Here is a 15,823-nt window from a genome sequence, read left to right as displayed (position 1 = left end):
TATGGATTCTTGGGTAATAGCAATGATGCTGGGTGCATCGCTTTTTTTAGGTGCTATTGCATTGAGTGCATTTTTGTGGGGGATCAAAAACGGTCAGTTTGATGATGAGAAGAAAATGATGAATCAGGTATTGTACGATGATGAAAGTGAACTGAACGATGCAGCAAACCAACAGCGAAAACAAAAATCAGTGAATAAAAAAGAAGAGTATCGACCGGAATAAAAGGATGTAAAGACTCACCGCTTACGCGGTGAGAGAGGAATTACTTGATTCCTGCAGCGTAAGCAGCAGCAGCTTTGATGTCAGCGTCAGACATAGTAGCCACTTGACCTTTCATCAATGCGCCCATACCAGCTTTGTTTTGTGTACCAGCTTTGTATGCTTTCAAAGAAGCTTCGATAGCAGCAGCTGATTGACCTTTTACGATTCCTGATTTACCAAGAGCCGATTTTTCGAAAGAAGCACCATGGCAAGCAGCACATTTAGCAGTTAGGGCTTTACCATCGGCAGCCATCATTGATACACCAGCAAATAACATTGCAAGAGCAATTTTTTTCATTTGTTTTCTCCGTAAAAAATTTCGGCACCATTATAGTCTTAGCAATCTTAAATGACTCTAACAATCTTTGGCTTAATCAATCCTCTGTTACAATAATGCACTAAAAAAGCCAAGGAAATTCTATGCGCTACAGCGATGTTGATTTTAATCATAAAACTATCCTTATTACGGGAGGAGCAGGGTTTATCGGTTCGAATCTTGCGTTTTATTTTCAGGAGCATTATCCGTATGCGCGTATTGTTGTTTTGGATCTATTTCGCTCAACGCAAACGCTTTCCAACGGTAATCTCAAAAGTTTCGGGCACTTTAAAAATTTGATCGGATTTCGCGGTGAAGTGATCAGCGGCGATATTAACGATTCTCTCCTTCTTGCCAAACTTACCGCTCAGTATAAATTTGATTATATTTTCCATGAAGCGGCGATTTCGGATACGACGGCATTGGAACAAGATTTGATGATTCAGACCAATCTAAACGCGTTCAAAGATCTTTTAGATATAGCAGTAGAACATGGTGCGAATATGATTTATGCCTCTTCCGGTGCAACCTACGGTGATGCCCCTTCACCGCAACGTGTAGGTCGGGAAGCCCCCCAAAACGTATACGGCTTCTCTAAGCTGATGATGGATCATTTAGCACGGCAGTACAGCCTTCAGCATAATCACATCAGTATTGTCGGTTTACGTTATTTTAATGTGTACGGACCTAGAGAATTTTTCAAAAACAAAACGGCATCGATGGTGGTGCAGTTTGGTCATCAGCTATTGTCAGGGAAAACTCCGAAGCTCTTTGAAAATTCGGATAAAATCGTTCGTGATTTCATTTATATTGAAGACATCATTCAGGCCAATGTTTTGGCAATGCATCCCAAGGAATCGGGGGTATTTAATGTCGGTACGGGAAAAGCCCGCTCCTTTCAATCGATGGTTGATATTCTCCAACGTGAACTGGGAACATCGTTTGAGTGTGAATATATCCCGAATCCGTACGTGGGTCGGTATCAATTTCATACCGAAGCGGATATTGAATCGACAAAAGCAGCGTTGGATTATGAACCACGTTTTGAATTTGAGGAGGGTATTGCTGCGTATGTTCCTGAGATTAAACGTCTTTTTGAGGAGGAGCTTTCATGAAACGGTTCCAAAATGCCCATCCTCGTATTCTTGTGATCGGGGATTTGATGATAGACCATTATTTGTGGGGAGGGTGTGAACGGATATCTCCGGAAGCTCCGGTGCAGGTGGTCGATATTACACGTGAAACGACGGTTTTGGGCGGTGCAGGAAATGTGATTAATAATCTCATCTCATTGGGAGCAGATGTTTGTGTCGGAGGAGTTATCGGAGACGATGAAAACGGTGAAGAACTCCGCGAAATGCTTAAATCTATCGGTGTTGATGCTGCAGGATTGGTCATTCAAGAGGGACGTAAAACATCGAAGAAAAGCCGTATTATCGCTTCGAATCAACAGATTTTGCGTTACGACAAAGAGTCTAAAGAGGCTATTGCAACAGTGAGTGAACGAAAAATTGTTTCCCATATGATTGATGTGATCGACAGCTGTGATATTGTTATCCTCTCGGATTACGGAAAAGGGGTGATTACCGAGGCAGTAGCCGGTGGGGTAATTGCTGCGGCCAAACTGGCCGGTAAAAAAGTGTTGGTTGATCCTAAGGGGAAAGATTATCGTAAATATCGCGGCGCTTATCTTCTGACCCCCAATAAAAAAGAGGCCTCCGAAGCAACGGGAATTGTCATTAACGATGATTCCTCTTTGCGTCAGGCACTTCTCTCTTTGAAAAAGAGCTGCGATTTGGAATGTTCTATGATTACCCTCTCTGAAGACGGAATCGCTATTTATGATGAGTCTATGCGCCGTTTTCCAACGGTAGCGAAAGAGGTTTATGATGTCACGGGAGCAGGCGATACCGTCATAGCTTCCCTCTCCTATGCACTTTCCAGTGGACTCAGCATTGATGAAGCGGCACCGTTCGCCAATCATGCAGCGGCAGTTGTTGTCGGCAAGATCGGTTCGGCAACGGTTACCCTGGATGAAATTGATATGTATGAATCGAGTCTTCATCAAAGCAGTTCCGACGCTCATATTAAATCGCATAATGAAATTGCATCTATCGTTCAAAGACTTAAAGCGGAAGGTAAATCCGTTGTCTTTACCAATGGATGTTTCGATATTCTTCATGTGGGACATGTTAAATACCTTCAAGAGGCTAAAAGCTATGGTGATGTATTGATTGTCGGACTTAACTCGGACAGCTCGGTACGTGCATTGAAGGGGCCAACCCGTCCTGTCAATCTTGAATCGGATCGCGCGTATATTTTAGCTGCACTCGAATCGGTCGATTATGTCGTGATGTTCAGCGATGAAACGCCGTATCAACTGATCAAAAATATAGCTCCTGATATCCTTGTCAAAGGGGGAGACTATGAGGGGAAAGCCGTTGTTGGAGCGGAATTTGCTAAGGAATTACGACTGGTGCAGTTTGTGGATGGCAAGAGTACTACTGCCACGATTGCACGAATTAATGAAGGGACAACATGTTGAAAAAACTTATTTTAGCTGCTTTAATCAGCACTGGAGCCTATGCGGCACATCAAATCGAAGCGAATGTCAATGATAAAGATGTTGAAGGACAAATTCGTCTTGATATGGGACGAATGGGTAATGCTATGGAAAATACCTATATCGGAGCCCGTTTTTTAAACGGAGATAATAATAACTCTCAAGGGATTACCCATTCCGATCCGCTGATGGAGGTCTCTTTTATGGTGATGCGTCCGGTGCGCGGAGTGCAAGGATTAAAGCTGGGATTTGGGATTAAAGCGGAATATACGAAATTTGACGGACACAGCTATGCCGCCATTCCATTAGGAGCTGAAGCGGAGCTTCAATTGCCGCTCAATACTCCGTTTCCCTTTTATCTCGGAGGGGCTTTGTATTATGCCCCTTCGGTTTTATCGTTTAAAGAGGGTGATAAATATTTAGAGAGCCGCATTCATCTCGATGCTGAACCGATCGACCATGCACGCGTTGAAGTCGGGTATCGCAAAATTAATACAGATATTAAAACTCAAACCATTACCTATAACGATTCATGGTATTTTGGGCTTAAATTAGAGTTTTAACCGCCACTATCACCTCCTCAGAGGTGATACTTTTCATACACTCATGATGTCCCAGCGGGCACTCTCTTTTCATACAGGGCGAACATTTTATTTCATGTCGGACGATTATACTTTTTTCATTCATCCACTGGGATGTTTCCAGATAGCGGGTAGGACCAAAGATTGCAACCGTGGGTACTTGATACGCTGCCGCAACGTGCATCGGTCCGCTATCATTGGTAATAAACAGATCCAACCCGCCAACCATCGAACATAATTCCTGAATCGATGTTTTCCCGGCCAAATTTGTCACTTTGATGTTTTCTAAACGAGATTCGATCTCCTTTGCCATCCCCACTTCATTAGGCCCTCCAAATAAAACAATGTCATATCGATCGCTATATGCACGAGCCACTTCGGCAAACTTTTCAGGATACCACCGTTTGGCACTCCCGTAGGTTGCTCCCGGATTGATTCCGAGGGTGGGGCGAGAATATCGGTGTGGAGGGAGATGAAGTTGCAACTTTTTGATACTGAGCGGTGCAGGGCTAAGGCTTTGGGCTATATCGCGATATTGTTCTACCAGATGAGAAGGGTGGCTGGGTTTGATACTGTGGGATAAAAGTAAACGCGAATGCCAGCTTCTACGACCTGTTGTGATCGGGGTACCGCTCCAAAACAATAAGAGCGAAGAGTGGAGCTGATTTCGAAAGGTAATGGCCACATCATGCTTTCCTATCTTTATAGCGAATTTATAGGTGTTGGCAAATCGGTTCCCCCCTTTTTTTGTCTCGTCTACATAGGAGTTGACACACTTCGGGTGATGTTTGAGTGCTTCAATGCTCACATAGGAGCCTACCAATGTCAGTTCCGCCTCAGGGTAAACTTCACACAACGCTTCGATGGCAGGAGTCGCCATTACAGCATCGCCAAGCCAGTTGGGGAGAATGATGAGAATTTTCACAGTGAAGCCTTATAGGTGTAAATGGGTGAAGTGGTGGGAGTCCATGTAATGTGCAACTCTCCTCGTGGGGTAGAACAGATCAAAAGGTATTCCTCCCCTCTGTGACGGTAGCGTAAAAAATTCGCATCGCTTAAATGCGAAAGCATCGTAGCATAGGCATCGAAAGCACTTCGTTTTCGAATCCCTTCACGATTATCGATCAGTCCGTATCCCGGTGCGATCAGCTGGTGCCAATAGAGTGAATCCACTTTTTGGGATGCAAAAGCGAGGAGATGATAGCGTACCATGAAATCGGCATAATCGGCTTCACTGACACACTCATGCTCACTGGTAGGCGCGTAGGGAGCCGTATTTTTAATCGGCCAGTTAGCTTCGGTGATAACAAGCTCATTGGCGGTTTTTGGGCTAAAGGAGATCAGGGCGTTGAGGAGGTTGATTTTGCCTAGGAGGTTAAAGCCCATTTGGGTATTTTCGGGTGCCCCGCGACGATCGACATAAAGGAGGCTCCCAAGTGCATCAAATCGTATACGTGCCAGATTGAAAAGGGTGTGGGCCGTGAAATGGAATTCAAAATCGATAACGTTTGAACCGATGAGTTTGAGGTGGGGGAAACGGCTTTGTTTCAGCTCATATGCGAGTGCATAAAAATCAAGATACTCGTTGACACTGAAAAATCCCCATTTGGCACGGTTGATGGTAGAACCGATAACATAGGTATGGCAAACATCGTCCAATGCTTCGAAAATTTGGGTGAAGTGATCGCGACACAGGGTAGGAGAGGTGATATGTTCACGGTCTTGCAGCAAGGCTACGGTGATCTCTTTACCTTTAAAGGTATGAATAAAAGCGACATACTCATTGAGCCGTTCCATCTCCCACAGAGGGATACGGATAAGAAGTCTTTGACTACCAAGCTCATTGATCAAATAGGGAGTTGTATTGGGTTCTTTATCGAGATTGACCCCTATACCGAAAAAGTGCTCACCCCTAACGCTACGCCGCCCAGTAAAAGGGATAAGCAACAATGCAATCGGAAGGGTCAGTAGCGCGATAGCGAATGTTTTGATAAGGGAGGGGAGGGCGCTACGACGCATTGCACGTTTTAATGCTTTATCTTTGATGATGGCGGGTTGATCCGAATAGTGATCCCAGGCAAACGGTTGTTTCATGGCCATATTATAGCGTTTTCTTTACGATGAATTAGGTAGAATATAGCATCAGAACAAGAGGAAAGTGAATGAACATTTTAGTAGTGCGTAACGATAAACTGGGTGATTTTATTACCGCATTGCCGACATTGTATGTTCTTAAACACCATAATAGGGCTAATCGCATTATTGCTCTTGTCGCTCCAATGAATCGCACATTGGCAGAATCCTGTGATTTTATCGATGAGGTGATTGTTGATAGTGGCGAAGATATTCTCGAATTGGCCTATAAGATTAAACAAGCGAATATCGATGCTTCTATAACCCTCTTTTCGAATACCCGCGTTGCCTTGGCACAGTGGATCGCCCGTATCCCTATTCGTATTGCCCCCGCGACCAAGATCGCTCAGCTGTTTTACAATCGCCGCATCACCCAACGTCGAAGCGAAGTGAAAATGGGAGAGTTTGAATACAATCTGCAGCTCGCGAAAGCTCTTTTTCCTGAGATATCTTTGGATTTTCCGAAACCGCTTTTAGCATTTGAGGGAGCTGCTGAGGTTTATGAATCCTTTTGTGCAGCACAGCGTATTACGAAACCCGTTGTTGCTTTTCATCCGGGATTTGGCGGCTCTTCGGATGCTAACTGGACATTGAAGGAATACATTGAATTGGTGAAAATTGCCGAAGTAGATCAGACTGTTGATGTGGTTATGACGTTCGGGCCCGATGAGGAAAAATTGTATAATGAAGCGAAAGGCTATTTAGCTGAGAGCCGGGTAGTTTTGTACCGTTCTGCGGGGAGTGTGGTCGATTTTGCCACACTTTTGAGCTGTTTTAAACTGTTTATTAGTACCTCGACAGGGACGTATCATTTGGCGAGTGCAGTAGGGTGCGAGACGTTTACTTTTTTTGGAGATTCCCGTTTTGCTTCCGCGTTGCGTTGGAAAAGCATCGGTGAAGAGAGCAAACAGCACCATTTTATGATTCCGCTTGAGCCTGAGGGACGTGCAGCAATGTTCGAGAGCGTTAAGCTGGCGTTGAAAAATCGCCTTTCATCAGGTTTTTAAGCCTCTTTTTAAAGTTTTTTGTCCGTTTATTACTATCGTTGTGCCGTTTCATTTCAGCAATCGTGACCTGTTCGTCCAAGCCGCTAAGCCGGGCGTATTCCCGCCCCATAACGTCAAGCTCTTCATTAGTGGCCCAAAGCTTATTAAAATTTTCACATCCCTCTACCGGTGTGATTGAACGAAACTCCATCCGATTGATGTCGACAATACTGAACTGATAGCCCTCTTCCATCCGTTTGATCAGGATATTACCAGGAGAGTAATCGAGGTGCCATACCCCTTTTTGGTGCAGGTCATACGTATAGGCGGCAAAGGCAGTGAAAATGGCGTCACGATCTTCGAGCGGTTCGAGCAGTGGAGTACGGATGGTAAAATCATATTCAAAATATTCGCTGATAAAAAAACTCTCCGAAAGAAGACCGGATTCAAAAAATTCGATTTTAGCTATTGGAGAGGGAGTAGAGATTCCAAGTTCTTCAAGACGGAGCGCATTGTGATACGACTTATACGCTTTGCTTTGTCGAAAGAAGCTGTAGACGATACGATTGAGTAAATGGGGAACTTTGAATGATTTGACAACCGTTTTAATATCCCCTAAAGAGATGATCTTGAGTTCATTGCGTGCTTTATGAATGGAGTGATTATCGTGTGAGAATAACTCTCGGATCGATTCAAATGAGGCTATTAGAGAAGTGTAGTCACTTTTATATTCGTATCGGATACTCATAATGTTTAGAAAAGTCCTTAAGTGAGGGTATGATATGATACTTTATAATTCCTGAAAGGCGAGAAAGGGGACGCATGCTGCCTATAGTGATGTACCATCATATTAACAGTGATGATCTTCCACTCTCCAATTCCGATTCAATGATGGAGTCGCATCTTCGTCTCATTAGCGAGCGGTATACGACCCTTTTTCCCGGCGAAGAATCGGCTAACCGTTCTATCTGTCTGACGTTTGACGATGCGTATTACGATTTTTACCATTACGTTTTCCCTTTATTGAAAAAATACCATTTAAAAGCGCTCCTCGCCGTCCCTACTGCCTACATTCTTGATGATACTACGGTTGATTCGCTAACCCGTTTATCGCTAAAACATCATGAAATTTACGAAGGAGAAAATTATAAAACCTATGTACCGTTTTGTACCTATGCAGAGTTGCGTGAAATGGTGCAGAGCGGCTTAGTAGAGATTGCTTCACACTCTGTGAATCATGTTAATTTGACGGAGGGAGGAATTGATTTGGAGAGGGAAATCTTTGGCTCTAAAGCAGTGCTTGAAGAGAAGCTCGGATACCGGATTGAATCGTTTGTTCTGCCATATGGAAAATACAATGATGCTGCGGTTGCATTAGCCCGTGAGCATTATCCGTATGTCTTCCGAATCGGTAATGCTTTTAATCCTTCGTGGGAGGGAATCGGCGGACTTCTATACCGGATTAAAGGGGATGCTCTTAAAGCTCCCGATGAGTTATTTAAACCCTCAAGACAGCTTGGATTTTGGTTTAAAACATTTGTTAAAATAGTAAAGAGTTAAGATGAACGTATCGGCAGTAATGATTGTTAAAAACGGAGCGCGGACGATCCGTAAAACCTTGGAGAGTTTGCGTGAATTTGATGATGTCGTGGTATATGACAACGGTTCAACCGACGGGACATTGGAGATAGCCCGGGAATATCCGAATGTCCATTTGATCGAAGGGAACTTTGACGGATTCGGACTAACTAAAAATCGGGCGGCTGCTTTTGCCCAGCGCGATTGGGTATTGATTATCGATAGTGATGAGGTGGTAGATGAAGAACTGTTGCATGCGCTTCAAACCAAAGTGCTTGATCCGCATACGATTTATATTCTCAACTTTTTAGCCTATTATAAAGAGATACAAATACGCCACAGCGGTTGGAATAATCAAAAGATCCGTCGTTTGTACAATAAATCGGTTACACGGTTTAACGATAACGCCGTTCATGAAAATATTATGGATGAAGGGATGAAAAAAGAGCCGATAGAGGGGAATATGAAGCACTACAGCTACATGAGTATCTCCGATTTTATCATCAAGCTGGATCGTTATTCAACTCTCTTTGCAATCGATAACGCCGGAAAAAAATCCTCATCCCCCGCCAAGGCATTTTTCAACGGGCTTTACTCATTTTTCAGAACTTATATTCTGAAACGGGGATTTTTGGACGGATATGCAGGGCTGATTATTGCATTTTCTCATATGGCAACCAACTTTTACAAATATATCAAACTCTATGAGATGAATTTGGAGCAAAAGGGAAAGCGTGGCTAAAAAAATTCTGGAGCTGTGTCTTTCGCCCGATTTGGGGGGATTAGAGCTTTATATGATGAGAGCTTCACGTTATTTGAGCGATCATGGTGAGTGTATCAGCGTTATTAATGGGCAGGGGAAGCTAAAAAGCTATTATGAAAACAGTGTGTACCGCTATTTTACCCTCAAGCGACGAAAAGTATTTTTATCATGGCTTAGTGCCCGTCATCTTGCCCGTATTATCGATGATGAAGCGGTTGATATCGTGCATTTGCATTGGACAAAAGATCTACCCGTAGCCATTATGGCAAAGCTGATTTCCAAACGTAAACCGCGTGTTGTGCAGTCGCGCCATATGACGATGACTCGGTTTAAAGATGACATTTATCACCGGTTTCTCTATAAAAACATGGAGATGATACTTGCTGTAACTCATCAGGTAAAGGGACAAATTGAGAAATTTATCCCGGAGAAGATCCGTCCAAAAATAGAAGTGCTTTATATTGGTGCCGATCAACCGGTTATTATTACTGAGGAAGAGAAAAAAAGAAGACGAGAGCAATTAGGATTATCCGATTCCTTTACAGTAGGAATTGTCGGCCGAATTGAACCGCAAAAGGGGCAATATCTTGTTATCGATGCGATTGAGAAACTGATCCTACAGGGGATTGATGCACGAGCACTGATTGTCGGTCACCCGATGAATGAAGAATACCTAGCGGAGCTTCAAAGCGATGTCGCTGCACGGGGGTTGAGTGAGCGTATCCTATTCACCGGATTCACTCGTGAAGCGCAAGTGATGATGCAGTTATTCGATGTTATGGTCCTTGCTACGGAAAATGAAACATTTGGACTGGTTTTGATCGAGGCGATGATGTGCGGCGTGTGTTCCGTAGCAAGCGATAGCGGAGGTCCGTTGGAGATTATTGACAACGGAATAAACGGGTTGCTCTTTAAAACGTTTGATGCAGAGGCATTGGCCGATAAATTGATCCGGTTGTATCGAGATAATAGTTTGCGGGAACAATACGCGAATGCCGGAAAAAATAAAGTGTTAGAGATGTTTGAAAGTCAAAAACAATTTGAACAATTACGCCTTCTATTGGAGCAAGTATGAAAGTGAGCGTCATTGTTGCTGTCTACAAAGATATACAAGCGCTGGATCTTATTGTTAAAGCGCTGGAACAGCAAACGTATAAAAATTTTGAATTGGTGGTTGCTGAAGATAATAATGCCGAAGCTATGCGGAACTACATTGAATCGGTTAAAACGATTGCCATAAAACACACTTTTCAAGAGGACATCGGAGTTCGCAAAGCACGCTCTCAGAATAACGGTGTATTGGCTGCAGAGGGAGAGTTACTCATTTTTATCGACGGCGATTGTATCCCTTATACGACGTTTGTGGAAGCTCATGTTGCCTTGGCGCAACGCGGTATTGTCCGATCGGGTCGAAGGCTTAATCTCCCTGCCGATTATTCGCATAAGATGCGAGAAGGAAAATCGGTTTCATGGGAATTTGAAAAATCATTTTGGAAATACGTCCCGAAACTGTTAATGGACAGGGATTCCCGCTTCAAACAAGGGATTTATCTCAATCCGAAAGGGTGGATTTATCGGATATTTATTGAACGTCAAAAACGGAGCAGTGCAATTCTAGGATGCAATTTTGCCTGTTTTCGCTCTGATATGATCGCGATCAATGGATTTGATGAGAGTTATGGAGAGAGTGCCGTCAGTGATGATATGGATTTGGATTGGCGTTTTCGTGCGTACGGCTTGAAACTCAAATCGTGCAAAAATGCGGCAAACGTTTTTCATCTCCATCATAAAGCACACGATAGGGGTGATGCAAGTTTACAGGTAGCACAGATGCGAGAGCGGGAACGCAGCCAAGAGTATGTCTGTACCTTGGGGCTTAATACCCATTAACCTATCAAAGAGTTGTTTTGTGGACGTAAATCCCAAAATCTTTAGGCGGTTTACCGTAATGATAAAGGGATTCTAGAATATATTCCCCTACCCGAATATCATAATGGGTTGTATCTGACCAATACAAGTTATTACTTGTAATACTATTCGGTCCACTGAAGTCGTAATAATCCGTTAGTTGTGCCAATGAATATTTGAATTTGGTTAGGAGTGCTTTGTCGGTAGCTTCATAGGTGACATTGTGAATCGGATTAATAAAAAACTTGACGTCAATATGATTTTCACGACAAACCTGTATGATCTCTTTGATATCGTTAAGGGTATCTTGTAATTCATCCCCGTGGTAGCCGGCTGGGATGGAAAATTTTGGTTGTTGAACATATTCGGTTTCGTTAATATCGCGGTTTTGAAATTGCTGTGTTAATTGAGCATAATAGGATTTTTGGTGAAATACATCCATGGTAACGGTTCTATCGGGATGAAAAAGTTTTGTCATAAGATTGGTACGATCCACTTTCGCAGGAAATCGGAAAAAATAGTAGAGATACTGGCTTAGCCATGAATTTCCGGTTGCCAAAGGGTGGGCTTTTGTAATCCCTTGATGTTGACGCTTAGCAAACGGTTCTAGATACGATATCTCTTCAAAACCGATAAGCAGATGTTTAATTTTGACACCCGATCGAAGGAATAATTTGATGTTGATCAGGTGTTCATGCGGGATCCCCGCTGAGTAAGTCATATTGTAAAAATGCCCTTCTTGAATACTGTAGGGGTTAATCGCCCCCACTTTAGAAGAACCGAAAATAAATGAGTCATATAGGGCCGGATTTGAGCGTATATATTCAGTTTTTAAAAAATTTCGATTGGGTTCACAATAATAGTGATCTTGCTTCGGATGGGCAATGGAATATGAATCGATCCAGACCATCAAAAGTGTGTTGAGTATTAATAGGAGAATGATAATCAACAGTGAGATGAGTACCCATTTTTTTGGTTTCATAATATGCCTCAGAAATTAAAGTAGAGAAATTCGGTCATGTTGTTTAGATTTAATAATGCATAGGTCATTATTACCGTAAAAATAAACATTTGTTTGTATCCAAAAGAAATATTTCTCAGATAAGAAGTACTGTTTTGAAACTTTAGAACAAGGATAAATACCACAAAAATTGCTACCACGGTAGTATTTGATCCATCAAAAGTAGGTAAGAAAATATCTAAATTAAGCCGACCGTGTTCTTGGTAAAATTTTTGTGATTCTATAAAAGCATTTTGTGGGATGATTCCACTGAGCCCGAGCATGCCTTGTATAACTTTAAGAGCATCATCCCAATCTTTAGCACGGAAAAAGATCCAGGTGAAATTGATAAAGTTAAAGGTGATGAACCAAGCAAGCAGAGTATTCATTTTCTGACCCATCTGCTGCCAAGCACGATGAAGAACGATAGCTATACCGTGAAGAGCTCCCCAGATGACAAACATCCAACTGGCCCCATGCCATAAACCGCCGACTAAAAAAACGGTAAAGAGATTGGCATAAGTACGAGTTTCCCCATTACGGTTTCCGCCAAGAGGGATGTAAATATAATCTCTCAAAAAGCGCGAGAGGGTCATGTGCCAACGTCTCCAAAAATCTTGGATGTTGAGCGCTTTATACGGAGAGTTAAAGTTAATAGGGAGTTTGATATTAAACAACAAAGCAACCGCTAACGCCATATCGGTATAACCGCTAAAGTCAAAATAAAGCTGAAACGTATAACTCAGACTCGTAGCCCACGCTTCAAAAAAGTTAAGTGCATGTTCCGTTACAAAGCCTGCATTCGCCCACTCGGCAAACGTATCGGCAATCACCACTTTTTTAAACATACCGATCGAAAAAAGGAAGAGTCCGGTGGCAATGTTTTTATAATTAAGTGCTTTGTTTCGAAGAGCATCAAACTGAGGCATCATCTCCTTGTGATGGAGAATCGGACCGGCAAGCAAATGAGGAAAGAACGTGACAAAGAGAGTATAGTTGAGATAATCCATCTCTTTGACTTCATCACGATAAGCATCGACCAAATAGGCGATTTGCGTAAAGGTAAAGAAACTGATCCCCAAAGGGAGAACAATATGCATCAGATCCCAATGAGATCCCAATACCGTATTGGCATTAGCAATAAAAAAGTCCATATACTTGAAATAACCGAGTAACAGAACATTTGAGATAATTCCAAACGCTAAAATAGCTTTGCTCGATACCCCTTTTTTAGCAGAAGCAGGCGAAGCATTGATTCGAGAGATAGTAGATCCGATCGTAAAGTTGAAAAGAATAGAGCCCAAAATAAGCGGCAAATAAATAATGTTCCACCACGAATAAAAAAACAAAGAGGCAAAAACCATCCACCCTTTCGATGCTTGGGTAAGACGCTTTTTATTGAGCCAAAAATAGATCCCGAAGGTTATCGGCAAAAAGAAAAATATAAACTCGTAACTGTTAAATAACATGGTAAAAACTCATTAACATAAACTAGATTCCTTGATTTTTTAAGTGACTTTTGAGATAAAGAAAAGGCCGATGGCTAAAAGGGCATAGAGGCTAATATGCCGAAAAGTTTCTTTTGGCAATGACGGTAAAGAACTATTAGGTTGAACGAGGGTGAATGTGGTTAACACGACATATAAAACAGGCAGTAAAAAGCCAAAAAGAAGGGATGAGATTGAAGCGTAGAATAACCCAGACCAAAGAACAGCGGACCTAATATAATTAAGAGAAGAATCCTGATTATGAAATCGAGCCATTTGAACAAATAGATTTAAAAAAATAAATAGACCAATGATGCCAAATTGTATCAAGACATCGACATAATTGCAATCAAGATGCATTTTATAACCCATATAAAAATGGGGCTCAGGCATCCATTGAATTAACTGGGTGTTGTTCTCTTTTACGGCTTCGTCGTATACCACATGCCCTTGAGTTCCTGTTCCAAAGCCAATCCAATAGTGGTCTTTAAGAGCTGTAAAACCGGTTGTTGCCATACTAACACGATTGCCAATACTAGAAGACATATCATTATGCATAAAGAGTCTTTGGAGTGAATCTGTTGTTTCGTAAAATTCTCGTTTTAAGTTAGTGGAAAAATTCCAAGCAATGAAAATAACGAAAAGTCCAATGGGTAATAAAAATAAAAATCGTTTAATAAATTGGGTTTTATAAATCGATATAAGTACTGCCAGATTAGCAATAAAGAAAATAATATAACCGGTTCGAGCGCTGTTTAAAAAAACATTGAGAGAGATCGTGGTGAAAAAAAGGATAAGTGCTAGTTTTTCGGAGCGATGAGCGCTTATGATAAATCGTTGAAGCAGCAAAGCGGAGGTGATGGCGAGAATAAAACCATATTCAATATGGTACGTAAAGGGTGAAGGCTCATTCTTACTGGCGAGAGCAAATCCTCCAAATTTTTCAGGAATCGGTGAAGTAAGTAATTCAAAAAAGAAACTGTAAGAGAGGAGTTCACTTAAAAAAACACCTAGAATAAAACCAGTAAATATACGGTAAACATAGCGATGTTCAGCAAAGATAAGAATGAGAATGGGATAAAGAAAAAAAATCATTTCTGATGCATATTTGGCAGATCCTATAGGATCAAATGAGTATAAAATACCGATTTTATGCAATAACCAAATCAGTAAAAAAGAGATAATGACAGGATTGGATAACGTCTCTTTGAATACTTTCCATAAATCTTTTTTAAACAACAATAAAATAATAAGGATAAAAAAACCTGATTTGACAGCACCTACATTTATCGGTAAAAAAAAGGCGATAATAACTAAAATATGATTTGCTATAAGATTGGTATTTTTTTGAATCCTTGCGTAGATAAGCGATAAGGAATGATGCATTTAAATCGCTTTTTCTAATTTATTTATCACTTTTTTCCAGCTTCTATACCGTTTCCAAAGCATTATTTTATAGGGAAGTGAAAAGCGTTTTAGATTTTGTTTAGCGGTTTGCGCAAGATCAATGGCTCGCATATACTCGGTTTTCGGATTGGCACTGGCATTGTTCTTGTGCCATCGATGGGCGGCTACTTTTTGATCGTGGAAAAGAATTAAATCTTGCGACACGGCACGTAAAAATAGATCCCAGTCTTCATAAAACAGATTTTCATCGTAACCACCGATTTGTTCAAATAGTCGCTTGTCGATAAATGTTGTCGGCCCGACGACACACCACCGTTTAATAAGCTCTCGTTTGAGCCCTTTATCGGTGAAGTAAAACTCTTTTTTTCCTCCGCGCTGCTCAAATAATGCGCTTTCATATAATTGATTTCCGTCATCATCAACGGTGATGGCATCAGAGAGGAGCATAAGCTTATCTGGATGGGATTGCAGAAGCTCTACCCGCTGTGTAAAGGTATTGTTGATAAAAAAATCATCACTTGCAATGTGTGCTATGTATTGCCCTTTCGCCAGTTTGAGCATTTCATTTAACGTTTTAGTGATTCCTCGATTTTCACGTTTGTGATAAGTAATATTAATTTCATTTTGATGGGCGGCAATCCATTGGGTGATTTGTGTATCATCAGGATCCGTTGAGCCGTCGTTTATGAGAATGATTTCTTTAGCAGGATAGGGATCAGCAAGAATACTGTCAAGCGTCTGTTTCACAAAATGGTTGTGATTGTAATAGGGGATAATGACACTTATCAGTGGCTTTGACATTGACGTTTTCCTGAAATAGGGATGAGAAATTTTAGCGG

Annotated in this window: 17 protein-coding genes; 9 read left to right on the top strand and 8 right to left on the bottom strand. The window is 41.7% G+C overall.

Annotation, left to right across the window (positions count from 1 at the left end; all coding sequences use genetic code 11):
• Position 1 precedes the first annotated feature (1 nt).
• Positions 2-223, top strand: coding sequence for a cbb3-type cytochrome oxidase assembly protein CcoS (ccoS, locus tag WC407_RS08435; protein ID WP_373022173.1), 222 nt, complete (start codon positions 2-4; stop codon positions 221-223).
• Between the two features lie 40 nt (positions 224-263).
• Here the strand turns inward: ccoS and WC407_RS08430 are convergent, their stop codons facing one another.
• Positions 264-560 carry a cytochrome c gene (locus tag WC407_RS08430; RefSeq protein ID WP_373022172.1) on the bottom strand — a complete coding sequence of 99 codons (297 nt, stop codon included), beginning with the start codon at positions 558-560 and terminating at the stop codon, positions 264-266.
• 122 nt (positions 561-682) lie between these two features.
• Here WC407_RS08430 and rfaD point away from each other — a divergent pair, with 122 nt between their 5' ends.
• The 3 genes from rfaD to WC407_RS08415 are packed head-to-tail and all read left to right on the top strand — an operon-like array spanning position 683 to position 3,704.
• Positions 683-1,693, top strand: coding sequence for an ADP-glyceromanno-heptose 6-epimerase (gene rfaD, locus WC407_RS08425; protein ID WP_373022171.1), 1,011 nt, complete (start codon positions 683-685; stop codon positions 1,691-1,693).
• Entirely contained in the window at positions 1,690-3,123 is a 1,434-nt protein-coding gene (rfaE1, locus tag WC407_RS08420; RefSeq protein ID WP_373022170.1) for a D-glycero-beta-D-manno-heptose-7-phosphate kinase, read from the top strand. The genes rfaD and rfaE1 overlap by 4 nt, the downstream gene beginning before the upstream one ends.
• Complete coding sequence (locus WC407_RS08415; protein WP_373022169.1) at positions 3,117-3,704, top strand: YfaZ family outer membrane protein; 588 nt, start codon at positions 3,117-3,119, stop codon at positions 3,702-3,704. Before rfaE1 ends, WC407_RS08415 begins: the two co-directional genes overlap by 7 nt.
• On the opposite strand, the gene waaF is transcribed toward WC407_RS08415, so the two are convergent.
• Together waaF and WC407_RS08405 are read right to left on the bottom strand one after the other, a co-directional pair.
• Positions 3,688-4,647: a lipopolysaccharide heptosyltransferase II gene (gene waaF / locus WC407_RS08410; protein WP_373022168.1), complete on the bottom strand. Its 960-nt coding sequence runs from the start codon at positions 4,645-4,647 to the stop codon at positions 3,688-3,690. The two genes, WC407_RS08415 and waaF, sit on opposite strands and share 17 nt — an antisense overlap.
• Positions 4,644-5,816 (bottom strand): glycosyl hydrolase, encoded by a 1,173-nt coding sequence (locus WC407_RS08405; protein ID WP_373022167.1) that lies wholly within the window; start codon positions 5,814-5,816, stop codon positions 4,644-4,646. Before WC407_RS08405 ends, waaF begins: the two co-directional genes overlap by 4 nt.
• Positions 5,817-5,884: 68 nt before the next feature.
• On the opposite strand from WC407_RS08405, the gene WC407_RS08400 reads away from it, so the two are divergent.
• The gene (locus tag WC407_RS08400) at positions 5,885-6,862 is read left to right on the top strand and encodes a glycosyltransferase family 9 protein (RefSeq protein ID WP_373022166.1); all 978 of its coding nucleotides are present in this window, start codon (positions 5,885-5,887) and stop codon (positions 6,860-6,862) included.
• Here WC407_RS08400 and WC407_RS08395 read toward each other — a convergent pair.
• Positions 6,822-7,589 (bottom strand): lipopolysaccharide kinase InaA family protein, encoded by a 768-nt coding sequence (locus WC407_RS08395; RefSeq protein ID WP_373022165.1) that lies wholly within the window; start codon positions 7,587-7,589, stop codon positions 6,822-6,824. The genes WC407_RS08400 and WC407_RS08395 overlap by 41 nt on opposite strands.
• A 74-nt stretch (positions 7,590-7,663) precedes the next feature.
• Here WC407_RS08395 and WC407_RS08390 point away from each other — a divergent pair, with 74 nt between their 5' ends.
• Genes WC407_RS08390 through WC407_RS08375 form a run of 4 tightly spaced genes read left to right on the top strand, consistent with a single transcriptional unit; the run spans position 7,664 to position 11,072 of the window.
• Complete coding sequence (locus WC407_RS08390; RefSeq protein WP_373022164.1) at positions 7,664-8,401, top strand: polysaccharide deacetylase family protein; 738 nt, start codon at positions 7,664-7,666, stop codon at positions 8,399-8,401.
• Position 8,402: 1 nt separating this feature from the next.
• Entirely contained in the window at positions 8,403-9,161 is a 759-nt protein-coding gene (locus WC407_RS08385; RefSeq protein WP_373022163.1) for a glycosyltransferase family 2 protein, read from the top strand.
• Positions 9,154-10,257 carry a glycosyltransferase family 4 protein gene (locus WC407_RS08380; protein WP_373022162.1) on the top strand — a complete coding sequence of 368 codons (1,104 nt, stop codon included), beginning with the start codon at positions 9,154-9,156 and terminating at the stop codon, positions 10,255-10,257. The genes WC407_RS08385 and WC407_RS08380 overlap by 8 nt, the downstream gene beginning before the upstream one ends.
• Complete coding sequence (locus WC407_RS08375) at positions 10,254-11,072, top strand: glycosyltransferase (RefSeq protein WP_373022161.1); 819 nt, start codon at positions 10,254-10,256, stop codon at positions 11,070-11,072. The genes WC407_RS08380 and WC407_RS08375 overlap by 4 nt, the downstream gene beginning before the upstream one ends.
• A 4-nt stretch (positions 11,073-11,076) precedes the next feature.
• Here the strand turns inward: WC407_RS08375 and WC407_RS08370 are convergent, their stop codons facing one another.
• From WC407_RS08370 to WC407_RS08355, 4 genes are read right to left on the bottom strand one after another with little or no spacing between them, the layout of a single operon-like run.
• Positions 11,077-12,072 (bottom strand): hypothetical protein, encoded by a 996-nt coding sequence (locus WC407_RS08370; protein ID WP_373022160.1) that lies wholly within the window; start codon positions 12,070-12,072, stop codon positions 11,077-11,079.
• Positions 12,073-12,080: 8 nt separating this feature from the next.
• Entirely contained in the window at positions 12,081-13,559 is a 1,479-nt protein-coding gene (locus tag WC407_RS08365) for an MBOAT family protein (RefSeq protein WP_373022159.1), read from the bottom strand.
• A gap of 39 nt (positions 13,560-13,598) precedes the next feature.
• A complete protein-coding gene (locus WC407_RS08360) occupies positions 13,599-14,963 on the bottom strand; it encodes an O-antigen ligase family protein (protein WP_373022158.1) in 1,365 nt (454 codons plus the stop codon).
• Positions 14,964-15,785 carry a glycosyltransferase gene (locus WC407_RS08355; protein WP_373022157.1) on the bottom strand — a complete coding sequence of 274 codons (822 nt, stop codon included), beginning with the start codon at positions 15,783-15,785 and terminating at the stop codon, positions 14,964-14,966. It abuts the gene before it with no gap.
• Positions 15,786-15,823: the final 38 nt, after the last annotated feature.

It is taken from the genome of Sulfuricurvum sp. (genome assembly GCF_041651515.1).
GTDB lineage: Bacteria > Campylobacterota > Campylobacteria > Campylobacterales > Sulfurimonadaceae > Sulfuricurvum.
The sequence above is the reverse complement of the archived record's forward strand: the minus strand, read 5'-3'. Positions and strand labels throughout refer to the sequence as shown.

Coding starts and splice junctions, on each gene's coding strand:
- ccoS (WP_373022173.1), top strand. CDS start 2: ATGGATTCTTGGGTAATAGCAATGATGCTGGGTGCATCGCTTTTTTTA.
- WC407_RS08430 (WP_373022172.1), bottom strand. CDS start 560: ATGAAAAAAATTGCTCTTGCAATGTTATTTGCTGGTGTATCAATGATG.
- rfaD (WP_373022171.1), top strand. CDS start 683: ATGCGCTACAGCGATGTTGATTTTAATCATAAAACTATCCTTATTACG.
- rfaE1 (WP_373022170.1), top strand. CDS start 1,690: ATGAAACGGTTCCAAAATGCCCATCCTCGTATTCTTGTGATCGGGGAT.
- WC407_RS08415 (WP_373022169.1), top strand. CDS start 3,117: ATGTTGAAAAAACTTATTTTAGCTGCTTTAATCAGCACTGGAGCCTAT.
- WC407_RS08405 (WP_373022167.1), bottom strand. CDS start 5,816: ATGAAACAACCGTTTGCCTGGGATCACTATTCGGATCAACCCGCCATC.
- WC407_RS08400 (WP_373022166.1), top strand. CDS start 5,885: ATGAACATTTTAGTAGTGCGTAACGATAAACTGGGTGATTTTATTACC.
- WC407_RS08395 (WP_373022165.1), bottom strand. CDS start 7,589: ATGAGTATCCGATACGAATATAAAAGTGACTACACTTCTCTAATAGCC.
- WC407_RS08390 (WP_373022164.1), top strand. CDS start 7,664: ATGCTGCCTATAGTGATGTACCATCATATTAACAGTGATGATCTTCCA.
- WC407_RS08385 (WP_373022163.1), top strand. CDS start 8,403: ATGAACGTATCGGCAGTAATGATTGTTAAAAACGGAGCGCGGACGATC.
- WC407_RS08375 (WP_373022161.1), top strand. CDS start 10,254: ATGAAAGTGAGCGTCATTGTTGCTGTCTACAAAGATATACAAGCGCTG.
- WC407_RS08370 (WP_373022160.1), bottom strand. CDS start 12,072: ATGAAACCAAAAAAATGGGTACTCATCTCACTGTTGATTATCATTCTC.
- WC407_RS08365 (WP_373022159.1), bottom strand. CDS start 13,559: ATGTTATTTAACAGTTACGAGTTTATATTTTTCTTTTTGCCGATAACC.
- WC407_RS08360 (WP_373022158.1), bottom strand. CDS start 14,963: ATGCATCATTCCTTATCGCTTATCTACGCAAGGATTCAAAAAAATACC.
- WC407_RS08355 (WP_373022157.1), bottom strand. CDS start 15,785: ATGTCAAAGCCACTGATAAGTGTCATTATCCCCTATTACAATCACAAC.